General features: G+C 68.4%; 15 protein-coding genes. 4 read left to right on the top strand and 11 right to left on the bottom strand.

Translation table 11 applies throughout. The features are described from left to right. Positions 1–105: 105 nt before the first annotated feature. From acnB to IB242_RS06120, 3 genes are read right to left on the bottom strand one after another with little or no spacing between them, the layout of a single operon-like run. Positions 106–2,706: a bifunctional aconitate hydratase 2/2-methylisocitrate dehydratase gene (gene acnB, locus IB242_RS06130; RefSeq protein ID WP_192276986.1), complete on the bottom strand. Its 2,601-nt coding sequence runs from the start codon at positions 2,704–2,706 to the stop codon at positions 106–108. A 47-nt stretch (positions 2,707–2,753) separates the two neighbouring features. Continuing rightward, a complete protein-coding gene (locus tag IB242_RS06125) occupies positions 2,754–3,152 on the bottom strand; it encodes a type II toxin-antitoxin system VapC family toxin (protein ID WP_192276983.1) in 399 nt (132 codons plus the stop codon). 7 nt (positions 3,153–3,159) lie between these two features. Continuing rightward, a complete protein-coding gene (locus IB242_RS06120; RefSeq protein WP_192276980.1) occupies positions 3,160–3,369 on the bottom strand; it encodes an AbrB/MazE/SpoVT family DNA-binding domain-containing protein in 210 nt (69 codons plus the stop codon). A 149-nt stretch (positions 3,370–3,518) separates the two neighbouring features. On the opposite strand from IB242_RS06120, the gene acnA reads away from it, so the two are divergent. Next, positions 3,519–6,284: an aconitate hydratase AcnA gene (gene acnA / locus IB242_RS06115; protein WP_192276977.1), complete on the top strand. Its 2,766-nt coding sequence runs from the start codon at positions 3,519–3,521 to the stop codon at positions 6,282–6,284. A 44-nt stretch (positions 6,285–6,328) separates the two neighbouring features. Here the strand turns inward: acnA and IB242_RS06110 are convergent, their stop codons facing one another. After that, positions 6,329–6,775, bottom strand: a complete 447-nt coding sequence (locus IB242_RS06110) for a nuclear transport factor 2 family protein (RefSeq protein ID WP_192276974.1) — start codon at positions 6,773–6,775, stop codon at positions 6,329–6,331. A gap of 104 nt (positions 6,776–6,879) precedes the next feature. On the opposite strand from IB242_RS06110, the gene IB242_RS06105 reads away from it, so the two are divergent. After that, positions 6,880–8,583 (top strand): long-chain fatty acid--CoA ligase, encoded by a 1,704-nt coding sequence (locus IB242_RS06105; protein WP_192276971.1) that lies wholly within the window; start codon positions 6,880–6,882, stop codon positions 8,581–8,583. Positions 8,584–8,741: 158 nt separating this feature from the next. After that, positions 8,742–9,614: a crotonase/enoyl-CoA hydratase family protein gene (locus tag IB242_RS06100; RefSeq protein WP_192276968.1), complete on the top strand. Its 873-nt coding sequence runs from the start codon at positions 8,742–8,744 to the stop codon at positions 9,612–9,614. 86 nt (positions 9,615–9,700) lie between these two features. Here the strand turns inward: IB242_RS06100 and IB242_RS06095 are convergent, their stop codons facing one another. Continuing rightward, entirely contained in the window at positions 9,701–10,408 is a 708-nt protein-coding gene (locus IB242_RS06095) for an MOSC domain-containing protein (protein WP_192276965.1), read from the bottom strand. Between the two features lie 13 nt (positions 10,409–10,421). Further along, positions 10,422–11,618, bottom strand: coding sequence for a PLP-dependent aminotransferase family protein (locus IB242_RS06090; RefSeq protein WP_192276962.1), 1,197 nt, complete (start codon positions 11,616–11,618; stop codon positions 10,422–10,424). A gap of 137 nt (positions 11,619–11,755) precedes the next feature. Between IB242_RS06090 and IB242_RS06085 the strand changes: the two genes are divergently transcribed. After that, the gene (locus tag IB242_RS06085) at positions 11,756–11,950 is read left to right on the top strand and encodes a hypothetical protein (protein WP_192276959.1); all 195 of its coding nucleotides are present in this window, start codon (positions 11,756–11,758) and stop codon (positions 11,948–11,950) included. 30 nt (positions 11,951–11,980) lie between these two features. On the opposite strand, the gene IB242_RS06080 is transcribed toward IB242_RS06085, so the two are convergent. The 5 genes from IB242_RS06080 to grpE form a co-directional block, all read right to left on the bottom strand. After that, positions 11,981–13,096, bottom strand: a complete 1,116-nt coding sequence (locus IB242_RS06080; RefSeq protein ID WP_192276956.1) for a prephenate dehydrogenase — start codon at positions 13,094–13,096, stop codon at positions 11,981–11,983. After that, complete coding sequence (pdxY, locus tag IB242_RS06075) at positions 13,093–14,019, bottom strand: pyridoxal kinase (protein ID WP_192276953.1); 927 nt, start codon at positions 14,017–14,019, stop codon at positions 13,093–13,095. Before pdxY ends, IB242_RS06080 begins: the two co-directional genes overlap by 4 nt. Before the next feature lie 294 nt (positions 14,020–14,313). Beyond that, entirely contained in the window at positions 14,314–15,441 is a 1,128-nt protein-coding gene (gene dnaJ / locus IB242_RS06070; RefSeq protein ID WP_192276950.1) for a molecular chaperone DnaJ, read from the bottom strand. Between the two features lie 108 nt (positions 15,442–15,549). Next, entirely contained in the window at positions 15,550–17,481 is a 1,932-nt protein-coding gene (gene dnaK, locus IB242_RS06065) for a molecular chaperone DnaK (protein ID WP_192276947.1), read from the bottom strand. Positions 17,482–17,590: 109 nt separating this feature from the next. Continuing rightward, the gene (gene grpE / locus IB242_RS06060) at positions 17,591–18,112 is read right to left on the bottom strand and encodes a nucleotide exchange factor GrpE (RefSeq protein ID WP_192276944.1); all 522 of its coding nucleotides are present in this window, start codon (positions 18,110–18,112) and stop codon (positions 17,591–17,593) included. Positions 18,113–18,137: the final 25 nt, after the last annotated feature.

Below are 18,137 nucleotides of genomic sequence, written 5' to 3'. Positions count from 1 at the left end.
CGGCGACACAGCAGCGACGCAAGTCCGCCGCGTGCATCGCGCTGCATCCGCACACACGAAAACGCCCGGCGGTGCCGGGCGTTTTCGTCGAGCCGTGAGGCTGCGTCAGCAGGCGGCGGCCGGCACCTTCCCGGCGACCTTGCTGTAGTCCTCGATCTGGTCGAAGTTCATGTAGCGGTAGATCTCCTTGCCGCTGGCGTCGAGCACGCCGACGTCGACCATGTACTCGGCCTTGGTCGGGATCCGGCCCAGACGCGAGCAGATCGCGGCCAGCTCGGCCGAGCCCAGGTACACGTTGGAGTTGCGGCCCAGACGGTTCGGGAAGTTGCGGGTGCTGGTGGAGAACACCGTCGCGCCCTCGCGCACCTGCGCCTGGTTGCCCATGCACAGCGAGCAGCCCGGCATTTCCATGCGCGCGCCGGCGGCGCCGAAGGTGCCGTAATGGCCTTCCTTGGTCAGCTCCGAGGCGTCCATCTTGGTCGGCGGCGCGACCCACAGCTTGGTCGGGATGTCGCGCTTGCCTTCCAGCAGCTTCGCGGCCGCACGGAAGTGGCCGATGTTGGTCATGCACGAACCGATGAACACCTCGTCGATGGTCGCGCCGGCGACGTCGGACAGGGTCTTCACGTCGTCCGGGTCGTTCGGGCAGGCCACGATCGGCTCATGCACGTCGGCCAGGTCGATCTCGATGACCGCCGCGTACTCGGCGTCGGCATCGGGCTCGAGCAGCTGCGGGTCGGCCAGCCACGCTTCCATCTTGGCGATGCGGCGGGCCAGCGAACGCGGGTCCTGATACCCCTCGGCGATCATCCACTTCAGCAGCGTGATGTTGCTGTTGAGGTACTCGATGATCGGCTCCTTGTTCAGGCGCACGGTGCAGCCGGCGGCCGAGCGCTCGGCCGAGGCGTCGGACAGCTCGAACGCCTGCTCCACCTTCAGGTCCGGCAGACCTTCGATCTCGAGGATGCGACCGGAGAAGATGTTCTTCTTGCCTGCCTTGGCCACGGTCAGCAGACCGGCCTTGATCGCGTACAGCGGGATCGCGTTGACCAGGTCGCGCAGGGTCACGCCCGGCTGCAGCTCGCCCTTGAACCGCACCAGCACCGATTCCGGCATGTCCAGCGGCATCACGCCGGTGGCCGCGGCGAAGGCGACCAGGCCCGAACCGGCCGGGAACGAGATGCCCACCGGGAAGCGGGTGTGCGAGTCGCCGCCGGTGCCGACCGTGTCGGGCAGCAGCATGCGGTTGAGCCAGCTGTGGATCACGCCGTCGCCCGGGCGCAGCGAGATGCCGCCGCGGGTGGAGATGAACTCCGGCAGGGTGTGGTGGGTCTTGACGTCCACCGGCTTCGGATACGCGGCGGTGTGGCAGAACGACTGCATCACCAGGTCGGCCGAGAAGCCCAGGCAGGCCAGGTCCTTCAGCTCGTCGCGGGTCATCGGGCCGGTGGTGTCCTGCGAGCCGACCGAGGTCATCTTCGGCTCGCAGTAGGTGCCCGGGCGCACGCCCTGGCCTTCCGGCAGACCGCAGGCGCGGCCGACCATCTTCTGCGCCAGGGAGAAGCCGGTGCCGGTATCGGCCGGCTGCTGCGGCTGGCGGAACAGCTCGGTCACCGGCAGGCCGAGGGCCTCGCGTGCCTTGGCGGTCAGACCACGGCCGATGATCAGCGGGATGCGGCCACCGGCGCGCACTTCGTCGAACAGCACGTCGGACTTGACCTGGAACTCGGCGATCACCTGCCCGTCCTTGATCGCCTTGCCGGCGTACGGCTGCAGCTCGACCACGTCGCCGTGGTTCATCTGCGACACGTCCAGCTCGATCGGCAGCGCGCCGGCGTCTTCCATCGTGTTGTAGAAGATCGGGGCGATCTTCGAACCCAGGCAGACGCCGCCGAAGCGCTTGTTCGGGATGTACGGGATGTCCTCGCCGGTGAACCACAGCACGCTGTTGGTCGCCGACTTGCGCGAGGAACCGGTGCCGACCACGTCGCCGACGTAGGCGACCAGGTGGCCCTTGTCCTTCAGCGACAGGATTTCCTGGATCGGGCCGCGCTTGCCGTCTTCCTCCGGCACGAACGGCGCGTCGGGACGCTTGTTCTTCAGCATCGCCAGCGCGTGCATCGGGATGTCCGGACGGGTGGTGGCATCCGGCGCCGGCGACAGGTCGTCGGTGTTGGTCTCGCCAGGCACCTTGAACACGGTGATGGTCAGACTCTGCGGCACTTCCGGCTTGCTGGTGAACCACTCGGCATCAGCCCAGCTCTGCAGCACGGCCTGGGCGTTGGCGTTGCCGGCCTTGGCCTTCTCTTCGACGTCGTGGAACGCATCGAACACCAGCAGCGTGTGCTTCAGGCCCTCGGCCGCGACCGGGCCCAGCTCGGCGTTGTCGAGCAGCTCGATCAGCGGGTGGATGTTGTAGCCGCCCAGCATCGTGCCCAGCAGCTCGGTGGCGCGCTGCGCGCTGATCAGCGGGGTCTTCTCGGTGCCGAAGGCGACCGCAGCCAGGTACGAGGCCTTGACCTTGGCCGCGTCATCGACGCCGGCGGGGACGCGGTAGGAGAGCAGCTCGACGAGGAAGGCTTCCTCGCCGGCCGGCGGATGCTTGATCAGCTCGATCAGCTCGGCGGTCTGCTGCGCGCTCAGCGGCAGCGGCGGGATGCCGAGCGCGGCGCGCTCGTCGACGTGGTGGCGGTAGGCTTCCAACATGACAACTCTCCGGGAATGCGGAACAGGAAAAACGGTCTGGGGCGGGCTCAGGCTTGCGGCACGATCAGCTTCAGGCCCTTGAAGTAGTCGCGGTAAAAGGTGGTGTCGTTGGTGATCAGCGCGTCGCACTGCAGCAGCGCGTGCGCACCGACCAGGAAATCGGCCAGCGGCCGCGGCGGCGCGCCGCGCTGGCGCAGCCGCCGCTGCATCTCGCCCGCGCGCAGCGCCGACTTGGCTTCCAGCGGACTGAAATGGATGCCCATCTCCTCCAGCGCGCCCAGCGCCTCGGCGCCGTTCTTCAGTGCGGCGCACAGCTCGGCCAGGGCGGCGTCGGACACCACGACCCGGCCGCTGCCCAGGCACTGGCGCAGGCAGGCTTCGACCGCATCGGCCTGCGGGCCGTCGGCGAGCAGTTCGACCAGGACGGGGGCGTCGATGGCGATCATCAGGACGTCAGCTGCCCGAGGCGTCGGATTCGCCGGCCGACGGGTCCAGCGCGAACTTGCCGCGGACGCGGGAAATGGCGTCGTCCACGCTCTTGCGCAGCACGATGCGGCTGCCTTCCAGTTCGACCTTGAGGACGCTGCCCTTGGTCAGGCCGAGCGCGTCGCGCACGGTCTTGGGCAGGGTGATCTGGCCCCGCTCGGCGACGGTCGCTTCCATCGGTAGGCTCCAGAAAGTATGCACGAATCATACATACTTGAAGATTCATACTCAAGGTCGCATAAGACATCCGGGACACCGAACCTACACACTGAATCGGTCAGAATGCCGTCAGTCCCTACAGCCGCCGATGCCATAGGAGTGCACCCATGAGCGACTCGTTCTCGACCCGCAGCCACCTCGAGGTGGGCGGACACCGATACGCCTACTACAGCCTGCCGAAGCTGGGCGAGCGCTTCGACATCGCGCACCTGCCCTACTCGATGAAGATCCTGCTGGAGAACCTGCTCCGGCACGAGGACGGCGGCGTCACCGTCGGCCGCGAGCACATCGAGGCCGTGGCCAGCTGGAACCCGACCGCCGAATCCGACACCGAGATCGCCTTCATGCCGGCACGCGTGGTGCTGCAGGACTTCACCGGCGTGCCCTGCGTGGTCGATCTGGCCGCGATGCGCGACGCGGTGGTCAAGCTTGGCGGCCGCCCGGAGCAGATCAATCCGCAGATTCCCTCGGAGCTGGTGATCGACCACTCGGTCCAGGTCGACGTGTTCGGCTCGCCCGATGCGCTGGACGAGAACGGCAGGATCGAGTTCCAGCGCAACCAGGAACGCTACGGCTTCCTGCGCTGGGGCCAGAAGGCCTTCGACAACTTCAAGGTGGTGCCGCCCAACACCGGCATCGTCCACCAGGTGAACCTGGAAAACCTGGCCCGGGTGGTGATGACCGCCGAGAAGGATGGCGAGGCGGTGGCCTACCCCGACACCGTGTTCGGCACCGACAGCCACACGACGATGATCAACGGCATCGGCGTGCTCGGCTGGGGCGTGGGTGGCATCGAGGCCGAAGCGGCGATGCTGGGCCAGCCCTCGTCCATGCTGATCCCGCAGGTGGTCGGCTTCCGCCTGACCGGCAAGCTGCCCGAAGGCGCGACCGCGACCGACCTGGTGCTGACGGTCACCCAGATGCTGCGCAAGCACGGCGTGGTCGGCAAGTTCGTCGAGTTCTTCGGCGACGGCCTGCAGCACCTGCCGCTGGCCGACCGGGCCACCATCGGCAACATGGCGCCCGAGTACGGCGCCACCTGCGGCATCTTCCCGATCGACGCCGAGTCGCTGGAGTACCTGCGCCTGTCCGGCCGCAGCGAGGACCAGATCGCCATCGTCGAGGCCTACGCGAAAGCGCAGGGCCTGTGGCACGAACCAGGCAGCGCGCCGGCGCAGTACAGCGCCACGCTGGAGCTGGACATGGGCACGGTCAAGCCGTCGCTGGCCGGCCCCAAGCGGCCGCAGGACCGCGTGCTGCTGGAGGACGTCAAGCAGAACTACCGCGACAACCTGGCCCCGTTCGCCGATGCGCGCCGCCGGCGCATCGACCTGGTCCAGGAGGACAGGCTCAAGAACGAGGGCGGCGGCGGCACCGCGGTCGGCGCTCGCGAATCCAGCAGCGAGTCCTCGCCCGACAGCGGCGCCGGCTGGCATCTGCGCGACGGCGCGGTGGTCATCGCCGCGATCACCTCCTGCACCAACACCTCCAATCCGGCGGTGATGCTCGGCGCCGGCCTGCTCGCGCGTAATGCGGTGGCGAAGGGCCTGAAGGCCCAGCCCTGGGTCAAGACCTCGCTCGGCCCCGGCTCCCGCGTGGTTACCGATTACCTGGAAAAAGCCGGCGTGCTCGGCGACCTGGAGAAGCTCGGCTTCTACGTGGTCGGCTACGGCTGCACCACCTGCATCGGCAATTCCGGCCCGCTGCCGGATGACGTGTCCGATGCGATCGCCGCCGACGACCTGGTGGTCGCCTCGGTGCTGTCGGGCAATCGCAACTTCGAGGGCCGCGTGCATCCCGAAGTGAAGATGAACTACCTGGCCAGCCCGCCGCTGGTGGTGGCCTACGCGATCGCCGGCACCACCGACATCGACCTGACCACCGAGCCGCTGGGCAACGGCAGCGACGGACAACCGGTGTACCTGCGCGACATCTGGCCGAGCAACAAGGAAATCGGCGACGTCATCGCCGCGACCATCGGCCCGGAGATGTTCAAGCAGAACTATGCCGACGTGTTCAAGGGCGACAGCCGCTGGAACACCATCGCCTCGCCGGATGGCGACCTGTACGCGTGGGACGACGGCTCCACCTACATCAAGAACCCGCCCTACTTCGAGGGCATGACGATGCAGGTCGGTCATGTGGCCGACGTGCACGGCGCGCGCGTGCTCGGACTGTTCGGCGACTCGATCACCACCGACCACATCTCCCCGGCCGGCAACATCAAGAAGGATTCGCCCGCCGGCCGCTTCCTGCAGGAACGCGGCGTGCAGCCGGCCGACTTCAACAGCTACGGCAGCCGCCGCGGCAACGACGACGTGATGGTGCGCGGTACCTTCGCCAACATCCGGATCAAGAACCTGATGTTCGGCGGCGAGGAAGGCGGCAACACGCTGTACTACCCGCAGGGTGGCGGCCAGCCGGAAAAGCTGGCGATCTACGACGCGGCGATGAAGTACAAGGCCGACGGTGTTCCGCTGGTGGTGATCGCCGGCAAGGAATACGGCACCGGCTCATCGCGCGACTGGGCGGCCAAGGGCACCAACCTGCTCGGCGCGAAGGCGGTGATCGCCGAGAGCTTCGAGCGCATCCACCGCTCCAACCTGGTCGGCATGGGCGTGCTGCCGCTGCAGTTCCTGGAGAACGAGAACGCGCAGACACTGGGCCTGGACGGCTCGGAGGTGTTCGACATTACCGGGCTGGAGGACGGTGCGAGCAAGCGCGCCACCGTCGATGCGCGCAAGCCGGACGGCAGCGTCAAGCAGTTCCAGGTCAAGGTGCTGCTGCTGACGCCGAAGGAAGTGGAGTACTTCAAGCACGGCGGCCTGCTGCAGTACGTGCTGCGCCAGCTGGCGGCGCGCGAAGCGGCCTGAGGCATCGCTCCCGGCCCGCGCTGCGGGCCGGGAGTCGTTCACGGTTACAGCCGCGGCTTCCACTCCGCGCTGTACAGGCGCCACTGGCCGTCCACGTCCTGCCAGCCGCTGGTGACCTCGTACACCTGACCGCGATCAGGCACGAAGCGGCCGCTGCCGCCCGTGGTCATTGCGGTGAAACGCACCGTCGCCCGGTCGCCATGCAGCGCCACCTCGGTCGGCGTCAGGGTGATGCCGATGCGCATGTTGGCCAGTACCTGGGTTCGGATCACCTGCTGCAACGCAGCACGATCCATGCCACCGTTGCCCACGAACTCCTCGCCGACACCGTCCATGAAGGCGCGCGCATCGCGCGCCTCGAGCGCCGCCTGCATCGCCGAAACCTGTTCGCGCAGCCGTTGTTCCGGCGGTGTCCTGGAACAGGACGCGCCAAGGACCAGCAACGCCGCCAGCAGCAGCGTCGCCCACGCACCCGGTGATCTGTCCCGCATCGCACGCTCCCGGCTTCGCCTTTTCCATCCGTGACGGTATGCTCCCATCACGACCAGCGGATTGCGAGTCCGCCGGCAACAGACATTCCTCGGGAGGGAAGCGCATGAGTCCGGATCGTCCTTGGCTGCAGAGTTATCCGAACGGAGTTCCCGCCGAGATCGACCCAGACCAGTACCGCTCGATCGCCGACGTGTTCGCCGCCTCGGTCAGCAAGTACGGCGACCGGCCGGCCTACAGCAACTTCGGCAAGACCCTGACCTACAGCGAGCTCGATGCCCTCAGCCGCCAGTTCGCGGCCTACCTGCTCGGTTCGCTCGGCCTGAAGAAGGGCGACCGCGTCGCGATCATGGCGCCCAACTGCCTGCAGTATCCGATCGCCACGTTCGGCATCCTGCGCGCAGGCCTGACGGTGGTGAACGTCAATCCGCTGTACACCGCGCGCGAGCTGAAGCACCAGCTGGTCGATGCCGGCGTCTCGGCGATCGTGGTGGTCGACAACTTCGGCCACACCGTGCAGGAAGTGCTGGCGCAGACGCCGCTGCGGCAGGTGATCACCACCGGCCTGGGCGACATGATCGGCTTCCCCAAGGGCGCCATCATCAACTTCGTGCTCAAGTACGTGAAGAAGATGGTGCCGGACTACGACATCCCCGGCGCGGTCCGCTTCCGCGAGGCGCTCGACCAGGGCAAGCGTCATCCCCTGCCCCAGGTCGACATCGACCAGAACGACATCGCGTTCCTGCAGTACACCGGCGGTACCACCGGCGTGGCCAAGGGCGCGATGCTGACCCACCGCAACCTGGTGGCGAACATGCAGCAGGCCTCGGCCTGGCTGGGCAGCAACAATCTGGAGCGCGGCAACGAGGTGGTCATCACCGCGCTGCCGCTGTACCACATCTTCGCGTTGACGGCGAACGGCCTGGCCTTCATGGAGATGGGCGGCTGCAACCACCTGATCACCAATCCGCGCGACATGCCCGGCTTCGTCAAGGAACTCAAGGGCACCCGCTTCACCGCGATCACCGGCGTCAACACGCTGTTCAACGGGCTGCTCAACACGCCGGGCTTCGACCAGGTGGATTTCTCGCAGCTCAAGGTCACCCTGGGCGGCGGCATGGCGGTGCAGCGCGCCGTGGCCGAACGCTGGAAGCAGGTCACCGGCGTGACCCTGGTCGAAGCCTACGGCCTGACCGAAACCTCGCCGGCCGCCTGCATCAATCCGCTGGACCTGAAGGAGTTCAACGGCTCCATCGGCCTGCCGATCCCGTCCACCGATGCCAGCATTCGCGACGACGACGGCAATCCCGTCGCGCTGGGCGAGATCGGCGAGCTGTGCATCAAGGGCCCGCAGGTGATGAAGGGCTACTGGCAGAAGCCGGAGGAGACCGCCAAGGCGATCGACGCCGACGGCTGGCTGCACACCGGCGACATGGCGAAGATGGACGCGCAGGGTTTCGTCTACATCGTCGACCGCAAGAAGGACATGATCCTGGTGTCCGGCTTCAACGTGTATCCGAACGAGATCGAGGACGTGGTCGCCTCGATGCCGGGCGTGCTCGAAGTCGCCGCGGTCGGAGTGCCCGACGAGCGCTCCGGCGAAGTGGTCAAGCTGTTCGTGGTCCGCAAGGATCCGGCACTGACGGCCGAGGACATCAAGGCGTTCTGCCGGCAGGAACTGACCGGCTACAAGCAGCCGCGCCAGATCGAGTTCCGCAAGGAACTGCCGAAGACCAACGTCGGCAAGATCCTGCGCAAGGAACTGCGTGATTCCGCGCCGCGCGCCGAGGCTGCCGACGCGCATCACTGACGCGCGACAGCCGCAGGTCCGGGCCGTCATCGGCCACGCTGCAGACGCAGCCATGGCGGGTGGCGGCCTTTCTTTTTAACGATACGTTCAGGTGTAGCATCGGTCCGGGCCCACCCCGCCCGGACCCCTGTCCGGGCCCATCCATGCCGGAGACCGCCATGAACACGATCGAAAAACTGCAGCGCAGTTCGAGCTTCCCCACCATCCGTGTCCAGACTTCGCCGGACGGCAACGCGCACTGGCTGCACATGCACGCCGACGCCGCGCAGGCCGGCGTGCGTCCGTGCTGCCGCTTCGAGATGCTCGAAGACATGTGGACCTACATGAGCGCGATCACCGCGCGTCCCGAGCAGCGTTCGCCGGGACGCCTGCGCCACTTCGTGATGGCCTCGGCCGCGTCGGCCTTCAATCTGGGTGGCGACCTGGACCTGTTCATGCGCCTGATCCGCGCCGGTGATCGTGAGCGCCTGCTCGCGTACGCGCAGCGCTGCGTCGAGGGCGTGCACCACGTGCACACCGGCTTCGGCGGCGACATGCACACCATCGCGCTGATCCAGGGCGATGCGCTGGGTGGCGGCCTGGAGATGGCGCTGGCCTGCCACACCATCGTGGCCGAAGAAGGCGTCGGCATGGGCCTGCCCGAGGTGCTGTTCGGCCTGTTCCCCGGCATGGGCGCCTACTCGTTCCTGTGCAAGCGGGTCACGCCGCGCCAGGCCGAGAAGATGATCCTGAGCGGGGAGATCTACAGCAGCGAGGAAATGTACCGGCTCGGTGTGGTCGACGTGCTGGTGCCGAAGGGCCACGGCGAGTCGGCGGTGCAGGAGCTGATCCGCCAGCAGCAGCGCGCTCCGCACTCGTATCTTGCGATGAACGCGGTGCGCCGGCTCGGCCAGCCGGTCGGTTACGACGAACTGCTGGGCATCACCGAGGTGTGGGTGGACACCGCACTGGGTCTGGGCGAGAAGTCGCTGCGGACGATGGAACGGATCGTGCGCGCGCAGTTGCGGCGTGCGGGTATCGAGGCTGCCTGATCGCTGCGTCACAGCATCAGGGGGGAGGATCGGGCCCGGCAGGATGCCGGGCTTCTTCGTTTTTGCGGCAGGAAAAGGCCTGCACCTCAGTCGCGGGCCGGCCCTTCCAGCCGCGTCTGCCAGCTCTCGGTCGTGCCCTGCGCCAGGCGACGCTCGAACACGGCGCGCCATGACGGCACCAGCGGCAGCGCAAGCGCCGCCTCCAGCTCAGCGCGCTCCTGCATGCGGCGGTAGAACAGGTCCGCCAGCCGCGGCAGCGGCCAGTCCGGATATTGCCGTTCGACCAGCACCACGTCATCGCCGGCCCTGACCTCGCCCGGCTCCAGCACGCGGTAGTACCAGCCGCCACGGCCACTGTCCTGCACGCGCCGCGCCATGTCGGCCACGCCGAAGCGGTCTGACAGCTTCCAGCACGGCTGCCGGAACTGCGAGACCTCGACCAGCGCAGCACCGAGCCGCAGCTGGTCGCCCAGGCATACATCGGCCTCGACCAGGCCATGCGTGCTGATGTTCTCGCCGAACGCGCCGGCGGAGTCGAGCAGCGCATGCGCACCGATCTCGCCACGCCAGGTGGCGTAGTGGTCGCGCGGATAGTGGTGGATCGCCTTGTCGGGCCCGCCGTGCACGCGGCGGTCGCCCTGCTCGTCGCCATCCAGACCTTCGGTCCCGGCCAGCGCCGCAGCCACCGCCTGCTTGGCGATGGCGCTGCGGCTTCCGGGGCGGGTGTAGTCCACCGCCCGCCCGGTCAGCACCGCCTCGATGGTCGCCAGCGTGCGCGGCAGCGTCGTCGACACCGCCGCGCCCGCCTCAGCCCGCCTGCAGCGCGGCGATCTCGGCCTTCAGCAGTTCGCCGAGGACCTTGATGCCGGCATCGATGCGTTCGCCCGGCACGGTCACGAACGACAGGCGCAGGGTGTTGGTCTGCGGCTCGACCGCATAGAACGGCGCACCCGGCACGAAGGCCACGTTGCGCGCCACCGCCTTGGCCAGCAGCGCGCCGCTGTCCAGGCCCTTGGGCAGGTCGCACCAGATGAACATGCCGCCGTCCGGACGGTTCCAGGTCACCTCGGCCGGGAACTCGCGTTCCAGTGCAGCCAGCATGTGCTCGCACTGCTGCGCGTACAGCGTGCGGATCGCCGGGATGTGGCGGTCGATGAAGCCGTCCTGCACCGCCTCGTAAACGATCCGCTGCGAGAACGACGGGGTGTGCAGGTCGGCGGCCTGCTTGGCCTGGACCAGCTTGCCGAACACCGGCTCGGGCGCGACCACGTAGCCCAGACGCAGGCCCGGGGCCAGCACCTTGGAGAACGAGCCCATGTAGATCACGCCATCGGGGTTCATCGACAGCAGGCTGGGCAGCGCTTCGCCGCCGTAGGACAGCTCGCCGTACGGGTCGTCCTCGACCAGCGGCACGCCGGCCTGGCGGGCAAGTTCGACCAGGGCCTTGCGGCGCTCCAGCGGCATGCGCCGGCCGGTCGGGTTCTGGAAGTTCGGCAGGCAGTACAGGAAGCGCGCGCCGCGCATCTGCTCCGGGTCCAGCGCGTCGGTGACGATGCCCTGCTGGTCGCTGGGCAGGCCGGCGAAGGCCGGCGCGAACATCGAGAACGCCTGCAGCGCGCCGAGGTAGCTCGGGGTCTCGACCAGCACCTTGCTGCCTTCGTCGATCAGCACCTTGCCGAGCAGGTCCAGGCCCTGCTGCGAGCCGGTGGTGATCAGCACGCGGGCCGGATCGATGGTGGCGCCATCACGGCTCAGGCGCGCGGCGATCCACTCGCGCAGCGGGGTGAAGCCTTCGGTCGGGCCGTACTGCAGCGCGGCCTGCGGGGCCTCGCGCAGGACCTTGTCGGTCGCTTCGCGCATGCGCTCGACCGGAAACGTCGCCGGCGACGGCAGGCCGCCTGCGAACGAAATCACTTCGGGACGTTCGGTGATCTTGAGGATCTCGCGGATCGCCGAGCTGGTCAGCGCCTGGGCGCGTCGGGACAGGGTGTAGGTCGTGGTCATGCCCGCATTGTAGCCTCAGGGACGACCGGCTCAGCGCAATCTTCACGTCCATCCGACGCCGGCTTGACCCGGACCGCCGATAATCGTGGCCGATCCCGCATCGGCGGCATGGTGCCGCCTTCCCCAGGAGGTCGACGATGTCCTTCCGCCAGTTCCCCGCCACCGGCAACGATGGCAACGACTACGTGATCATCGAGTTCCACTCCCCGGCCCAGCCCGGCAGCGGCCAGGATGCCGAGCTGCGTTACGAGCTGCCCGACGGCCAGCGCCTGCGCCGGCATGAGCGGCAGTTCACCAATGCCGACGGCACCCTGGTACTGACCGCTGCCTGATCGGCGGCCGGCCGGGGCACTCCAGGCCGGTCAGACCGCGTCGAGCACCCGGCCGAGGCCGCTGGCATCGACCTCCGCCGCGGCGGCGCGCAGCACATCGGGTTCGGCCGCCGCATCGAAGCCGATCCGGAAATGGATTTCGCCCGACGGGGTGCGCGAGGAATGGATCGACGCCAGGCTGATGCCATGGCGCTCGAACACGTGCAGCAGCGCCCGCAGCGAACCAGGCCTGTCCTCCGGCAGGTAGACGCTCAACTGCCGGGTTTCGGTCAGGTCGGCCAGCAGGTAGCCGAGCCGCTCGAAGGTGTAGCTGCCATGGTCCAACGCGTCCGCACCGAAGGCGGCCTTCGCGTCCTGCAGGAAGTGCGTACGGAACGCGGCACGGGCGGCATCGTCGCCGGCCTCGACCAGTGTCCGCAGCCGCCCGATTTCCGCTTCCAGGCGCGCCAGCATCGGTGCGGTATGCGGATTGCCGAACTGGATGTCCTCGTAGATCGCCGGATTCAGCGACAGGATCCGCGCGATCACCGCCTGGTCGAGCTCGAATCCGGTCGAACGATACGGCAGCAGATCTGCTGGCGGACCGAGCTCGCCGGCGAAGCTGCGCAGCACACCCGCCTGACCCAGATGCGCGGCGTGCACCATGGCCTGCACCAGCGCCATGACCCGGTCATGGTGGGCCGGCGTGGTCCGCACGTACTGCCCGTCGAGCGCGTCCAGCAGCGTCTGCAGCCATGGCCGCCACACCTCGACCCGCTCCTCGCAGACCACGACCACCCTGCCCTTCAGTGTGGGCGTCTTCGGTGGTGCGGTCATCGGATGCAGACCTGCGACCTCGGCCTGCGACGCCAGCAGCGCGGCGACCGGCCCTTCCTTGACCGAGGTGACGTCCAGCCACAGCCGGCCACGCTCGCGTCCTGCCGAACGCGCGGTGTACTCGGCGATCACGGCGGTGGTGTGGCGGATCGGCGTCGAGAAGATCAGCACGTCGGCCCGCGCCAGCAGCTGCTCAGGCGTGTCGCTGCCCGGATCGGCAGGATCGTGACCGATCACCGCCAGCCCCATGCGCTGCTCGAAAAAACAACGCAGCCAGCGGCCATACGCACCGGCGCTGCCGACGATGCCGATCACCGGTGCTGCCGTCATGCGCCGCCGTCCACGCGCTGCGCGGGGAAACGTGGCGCGGCGGCGGCATCGTCCAGCGCGGCTGGCGCCGCGGCCAGCACGTCCAGTTCCTCGATGCCCTGCACCAGGGTCGCTTCCAGCGCCGCATGCACGCCGACCAGTGCACGCTCCGCCGCCCGTTGCGGCGGCTCGCCGCGCAGCAGGAAGGTCGCCAGCAGCGCGGTCAGCACATCGCCGGTACCGGCCACGTCCACGTCCAGCCGCGGCGAACGCAGGCGCCACACGCCCTCGCGGCCGACCAGCAGGGTCAGCAGGCTGTCGTCGTCGCCTAGGACGCTGTGGGCCAGCACCCACTCGGGGCCACGTGCGAGCAGCGTGCGCGCGGCAGACAGCGCGTCGGCCTCGCGCAGCGCCGGCTGTCCGCTCAGCCGTTCGAGCTCGAAGGCATTGGGCGTGACCATCCAGGCCAGCGGCAGCAGCCGCTGCGCGAACACCGCCTCCAGGCCCGGCTCGACGTAGGGCCCGGTGTGGGTATCACCGATCACCGGATCGAGCAGGTAGCGCGGCGCGGTGCCGGCCACCTGGTGGCGCTCCAGCCAGTCGGCAAACACCTCGCCATTGGCGACGCTGCCGAAGTAGCCGGACACCAGCAGCCGGGTGCGCGTGGAGACGCCGCGTTCGTCCAGGCCCAGCAGCAGGTCGGCCAGCCAGTCGGCCGGCAGCACGCGGCCACGCAGCGTCGGATAGAACGGCGTGTTGGACAGCAGCGTGGTCGGTACTTCGACCACGCGCAGGCCGAGCATGCGCTGCACCGGGACCGCCGCGCTGTTGCCGGCATGGCCATAGGCCAGCTGCGACTGCACGGTGACGATGTCCACCGGCGCGGCGCCCTGCGGGCGGTTGCGGCGCTCGTGGACCAGATGGCTTTCCAGGGTGTCGCTCATGTTCGGCTCGACGGACAACACAGCCGGTCATGCTAGCGCGGAAGCCACGCGCGAATGCAGCGTTTCAGGTGCAACGGACACGCGCGCATGCTGCAACGGAGCCACATCGTGCGTGCGCATGCCGACGCATCGGCATCGGCATCGGCTCGGCCAGCGCAGGGTGTCGATCCAGGCGCCCGGGGCTCGGGGCGCAAACGACGACGGCCGCATCAGCGGCCGTCGTACGCGGGCATCGTCGGCAACCTGCTCGTCACGGTCATCGCATCGGCTGCGGATCGCCGGACACGCGTGCGATCAGGACGAGGTCATCCGGTCCCAGAACGACTTGACGCCATCCAGGAACGTCGCCGAACGCGGCGAGTGGCGACGCCCCTCCTCGCCGACGAAGGTCGCCTCGAACTTCTCCAGCAGCTCGCGCTGCTCGGGCGTCAGGTTGACCGGCGTTTCGACCACCACGCGGCAGTACAGGTCGCCGGCGACACGGCTGCGCACCGACTTGACGCCCTTGCCGCGCAGGCGGAACACCTTGCCGGTCTGGGTCTCGGCCGGGATCCGGATCTCCGCATCGCCGTCCAGCGTCGGCACGCGCGCGATGTCGCCCAGCGCCGCCTGCGAGATCCGGATCGGCACCTCGCAATGCAGGTCGTCGCCGTCGCGCTGGAAGATCGCGTGCTCGCGCACCCGCACTTCCACGTACAGATCGCCCGGCGGCGTGCCCGGCGGCCCCGCCTCGCCTTCGCCGGTCAGGCGGATGCGGTCGCCGCTGTCGACACCGGCGGGAATCTTGACCGACAGGACCTTCTCGTCCTCGATCCGGCCGGCACCGTGGCACTCCTTGCACGGATTGCGGATGGTCTGGCCGCGACCGCCGCAGTCCGGGCAGGCCTGCTGCATCGCGAAGATGCCGCGCTGGAACCGGACCTGGCCGACGCCGCGGCAGGTCTGGCAGGTCTCGACCTTGCCGTCCTCCGAGCCGCTGCCCTTGCAGGGTTCGCACTCGGCCAGCGTAGGAATCTCGATCCGCTTCTCGATACCGGCAACGGCTTCCTCGAGGTCCAGCTCCATCACGTAGCCGACGTCGGCACCGCGCCGCGCGCCGCCGCGACCACCGCCGGCGCCACCGAAGATGGTGCCGAAGATGTCGCCGAAGATGTCGTTCATGTCGGGGCCGCCACCACCGCCGCCACCCATGCCGTGCTCGAACGCGGCATGGCCGTGCGCATCGTAGGCGCGGCGCTTGTTGCCGTCGGACAGGACCTCGTAGGCCTCCTTGCACTCCTTGAAGGAGGCCTCGGCGGCCGCATCGCCCGGATTGCGGTCCGGGTGGTACTTCATCGCGCAGCGGCGATAGGCCTTCTTCAGCTCGTCTTCGCTGGCGGTGCGGGCCACGCCCAGGACGTCGTAATAGTCGCGCTTGCTCATCGGATAACCGGCCTTCTCATTGCTCGATCCACCTCAATCGAAAGCCCGCGCCGTGACCGGCACGACGCGGGCTGCGATCACCACCCGGCGCGCAGGGCGCCGTGACGGTTACTTCTTCTCGTCGTCCTTGACCTCGGTGAACTCGGCATCGACCACGTCGTCGTGCGCGCCGCCCTGCTGGGCGCCACCGGCCTGGCCGGCCTCGGCACCCGGCTGCTGGGCCGAACCCACCGCCGCGTACAGCGCCTGGCCGGCCTCTTCCAGCGCCTTGGCCTTGGCCTCGATCTGGGCCTTGTCGTCGCCCTTCAGCGCGCTCTCCAGCTCGGCGATCGCCGACTCGACCCGGCCGATCACGTCGCCCGGCACCTTCTCGCCGTGCTCGGTGATCGCGCCGCGGGTGGCGTGGATCAGGCCGTCGGCCTGGTTGCGCGCCTGCACCAGCTCGTGGAACTTCTTGTCCTCTTCGCGGTGCGCCTCGGCGTCGGCGACCATCTTGTTGATCTCGTCCTCGGACAGGCCCGAACCGGCCTTGATCTCGACCTTCTGTTCCTTGTTGGTCTTCTTGTCCTTGGCCGACACGTGCAGGATGCCGTTGGCGTCGATGTCGAAGGACACCTCGACCTGCGGCATGCCGCGCGGCGCTGCCTCGATGCCGGACAGGTCGAACTTGGCCAGCGACTTGTTGAAGCGGGCCTGCTCGCGCTCGCCCTGCAGTACGTGCACCGTCACGGCGGACTGGTTGTCCTCGGCGGTGGAGAAGGTCTGCGAAGCCTTGGTCGGGATCGTGGTGTTCTTCTCGATGATCTTGGTGAACACGCCGCCCAGGGTCTCGATGCCCAGCGACAGCGGGGTCACGTCCAGCAGCAGCACGTCCTTGACGTCACCGGCCAGCACGCCGCCCTGGATCGCGGCGCCCAGCGCCACGGCCTCGTCCGGGTTGACGTCCTTGCGCGGCTCCTTGCCGAAGAACTCGGCCACTGCGGCCTGCACCTTCGGCATGCGGGTCTGGCCACCGACCAGGATCACCTCGCCGATGTCGCTGGCGCGCAGGCCGGCATCCTTCAGCGCGATGCGGCACGGCTCGATCGACTTGCGGATCAGCTCGTCGACCAGGGCTTCCAGCTTGGCGCGGGTCAGCTTGATGGTCAGGTGCTTCGGGCCGCTGGCATCGGCGGTGATGTACGGCAGGTTGACCTCGGTCTGCTGCGCGGACGACAGCTCGATCTTGGCGCGCTCGGCCGCGTCCTTCAGGCGCTGCAGGGCCAGCGGATCCTTGCGCAGATCGATGCCCTGGTCCTTCTGGAACTCCTCGACGAGGTAGTCGATGACGCGCGCGTCGAAGTCCTCGCCACCCAGGAACGTGTCGCCGTTGGTGGCCAGCACCTCGAACTGCTTCTCGCCGTCGATGTTGGCGATCTCGATGATCGACACGTCGAAGGTACCGCCGCCCAGGTCGTAGACGACGATCTTGCGGTCCTTGTTGTCGTCCTTGTCCAGGCCGTAGGCCAGCGCGGCCGCGGTCGGCTCGTTGATGATGCGCTTGACGTCCAGGCCGGCGATGCGGCCGGCGTCCTTGGTCGCCTGGCGCTGGCTGTCGTTGAAGTACGCCGGCACGGTGATGACCGCCTCGGTGACCGACTCGCCCAGGAAGGCCTCGGCGGTCTTCTTCATCTTCTCCAGCACCTTGGCCGAGATCTCCTGCGGCGCCATCTTGCGGCCCTCGGAGGTCGCCACCCAGGCGTCGCCGTTGTCGTGCGCCTGGATGGTGTACGGCACCAGGTCCAGGTCCTTCTTGACCTCGGCATCGGTGAACTTGCGGCCGATCAGGCGCTTGACCGCATAGAAGGTGTTCTTCGGGTTGGTGACCGCCTGGCGCTTGGCCGACGCGCCCACCAGCACTTCGCCGTCCTTGGTGTAGGCGACGATGGACGGGGTGGTGCGGTCGCCTTCGGCGTTCTCGATGACGCGGGCCTTGCCGCCGTCCATGATCGCGACGCACGAGTTGGTCGTGCCCAGGTCGATGCCGATGATCTTGCTCATTGTTCGGGTTCCTCAAGAAGATGGTCGGGGCCGGACACAGCGGCCATGAGCGCTATGTGGGGCCCGGTGGACGCCGTTCAAGGGCGTCTCACCGTCGATGGAGAATGGTTCAGTCCTGGCGCGCGACCACGACCAGGGCCGGTCGCAGCAGGCGCTCGTTGAGCAGGTAGCCCTTCTGGAACACCTGCACCACGCTGCCCGGCGCCACGCCGGCCGCGTCGGCCTGGCTGATCGCCTGGTGGTGTTCGGGATTGAACGGCTGGCCGACCGGGTCGACCAGGCTCAGGCCGTTGTCGCCGGCGACCTTGAGCAGCTGCTTGTAGGTCAGCTCCATGCCGTCGCGCAGCGGGCCGCCTTCGCCGCCCGCGGCCGACAGGCCGGCATCCAGGCTGTCGAACACCGGCAGCAGCTCGCCGAGCAGGCGCTCGTTGGCGAACTTGCGGGCCTGCTCGACGTCGCGGGCCACGCGCTTGCGCTGGTTCTCCAGGTCGGCGCGCTCGCGCAGGGAATCCATACGCAGCTGCTCGATCTCGCTGTGCAGCGCCGCGATCTCGTCGCGCAGCTGCTGCTCCAGGGGCGTCTCGTGCGACTCGGTCGCGTTCGGGGTGGAAGGCGTTTCGTTCTGGGTCATGCACTCGGCTCTCTGGCGGCGCTCC

The sequence above is a fragment of the Xanthomonas sp. XNM01 genome (genome assembly GCF_014851915.1).
Classification (GTDB): Bacteria; Pseudomonadota; Gammaproteobacteria; order Xanthomonadales; family Xanthomonadaceae; genus Pseudoxanthomonas.
Note: the sequence above shows the minus strand (reverse complement) of the source record. Positions and strands in the feature narration are given on the sequence as shown.

Excerpts from the sequence above, each read along its gene's own strand:
- dnaJ (WP_192276950.1), bottom strand. The coding sequence starts at position 15,441 with ATGAGCAAGCGCGACTATTACGACGTCCTGGGCGTGGCCCGCACCGCC.
- pdxY (WP_192276953.1), bottom strand. The coding sequence starts at position 14,019 with ATGAGCGACACCCTGGAAAGCCATCTGGTCCACGAGCGCCGCAACCGC.
- dnaK (WP_192276947.1), bottom strand. The coding sequence starts at position 17,481 with ATGAGCAAGATCATCGGCATCGACCTGGGCACGACCAACTCGTGCGTC.
- grpE (WP_192276944.1), bottom strand. The coding sequence starts at position 18,112 with ATGACCCAGAACGAAACGCCTTCCACCCCGAACGCGACCGAGTCGCAC.
- acnA (WP_192276977.1), top strand. The coding sequence starts at position 3,519 with ATGAGCGACTCGTTCTCGACCCGCAGCCACCTCGAGGTGGGCGGACAC.
- IB242_RS06120 (WP_192276980.1), bottom strand. The coding sequence starts at position 3,369 with ATGGAAGCGACCGTCGCCGAGCGGGGCCAGATCACCCTGCCCAAGACC.
- IB242_RS06105 (WP_192276971.1), top strand. The coding sequence starts at position 6,880 with ATGAGTCCGGATCGTCCTTGGCTGCAGAGTTATCCGAACGGAGTTCCC.
- IB242_RS06085 (WP_192276959.1), top strand. The coding sequence starts at position 11,756 with ATGTCCTTCCGCCAGTTCCCCGCCACCGGCAACGATGGCAACGACTAC.
- acnB (WP_192276986.1), bottom strand. The coding sequence starts at position 2,706 with ATGTTGGAAGCCTACCGCCACCACGTCGACGAGCGCGCCGCGCTCGGC.
- IB242_RS06125 (WP_192276983.1), bottom strand. The coding sequence starts at position 3,152 with ATGATCGCCATCGACGCCCCCGTCCTGGTCGAACTGCTCGCCGACGGC.
- IB242_RS06080 (WP_192276956.1), bottom strand. The coding sequence starts at position 13,096 with ATGACGGCAGCACCGGTGATCGGCATCGTCGGCAGCGCCGGTGCGTAT.
- IB242_RS06090 (WP_192276962.1), bottom strand. The coding sequence starts at position 11,618 with ATGACCACGACCTACACCCTGTCCCGACGCGCCCAGGCGCTGACCAGC.
- IB242_RS06110 (WP_192276974.1), bottom strand. The coding sequence starts at position 6,775 with ATGCGGGACAGATCACCGGGTGCGTGGGCGACGCTGCTGCTGGCGGCG.
- IB242_RS06100 (WP_192276968.1), top strand. The coding sequence starts at position 8,742 with ATGAACACGATCGAAAAACTGCAGCGCAGTTCGAGCTTCCCCACCATC.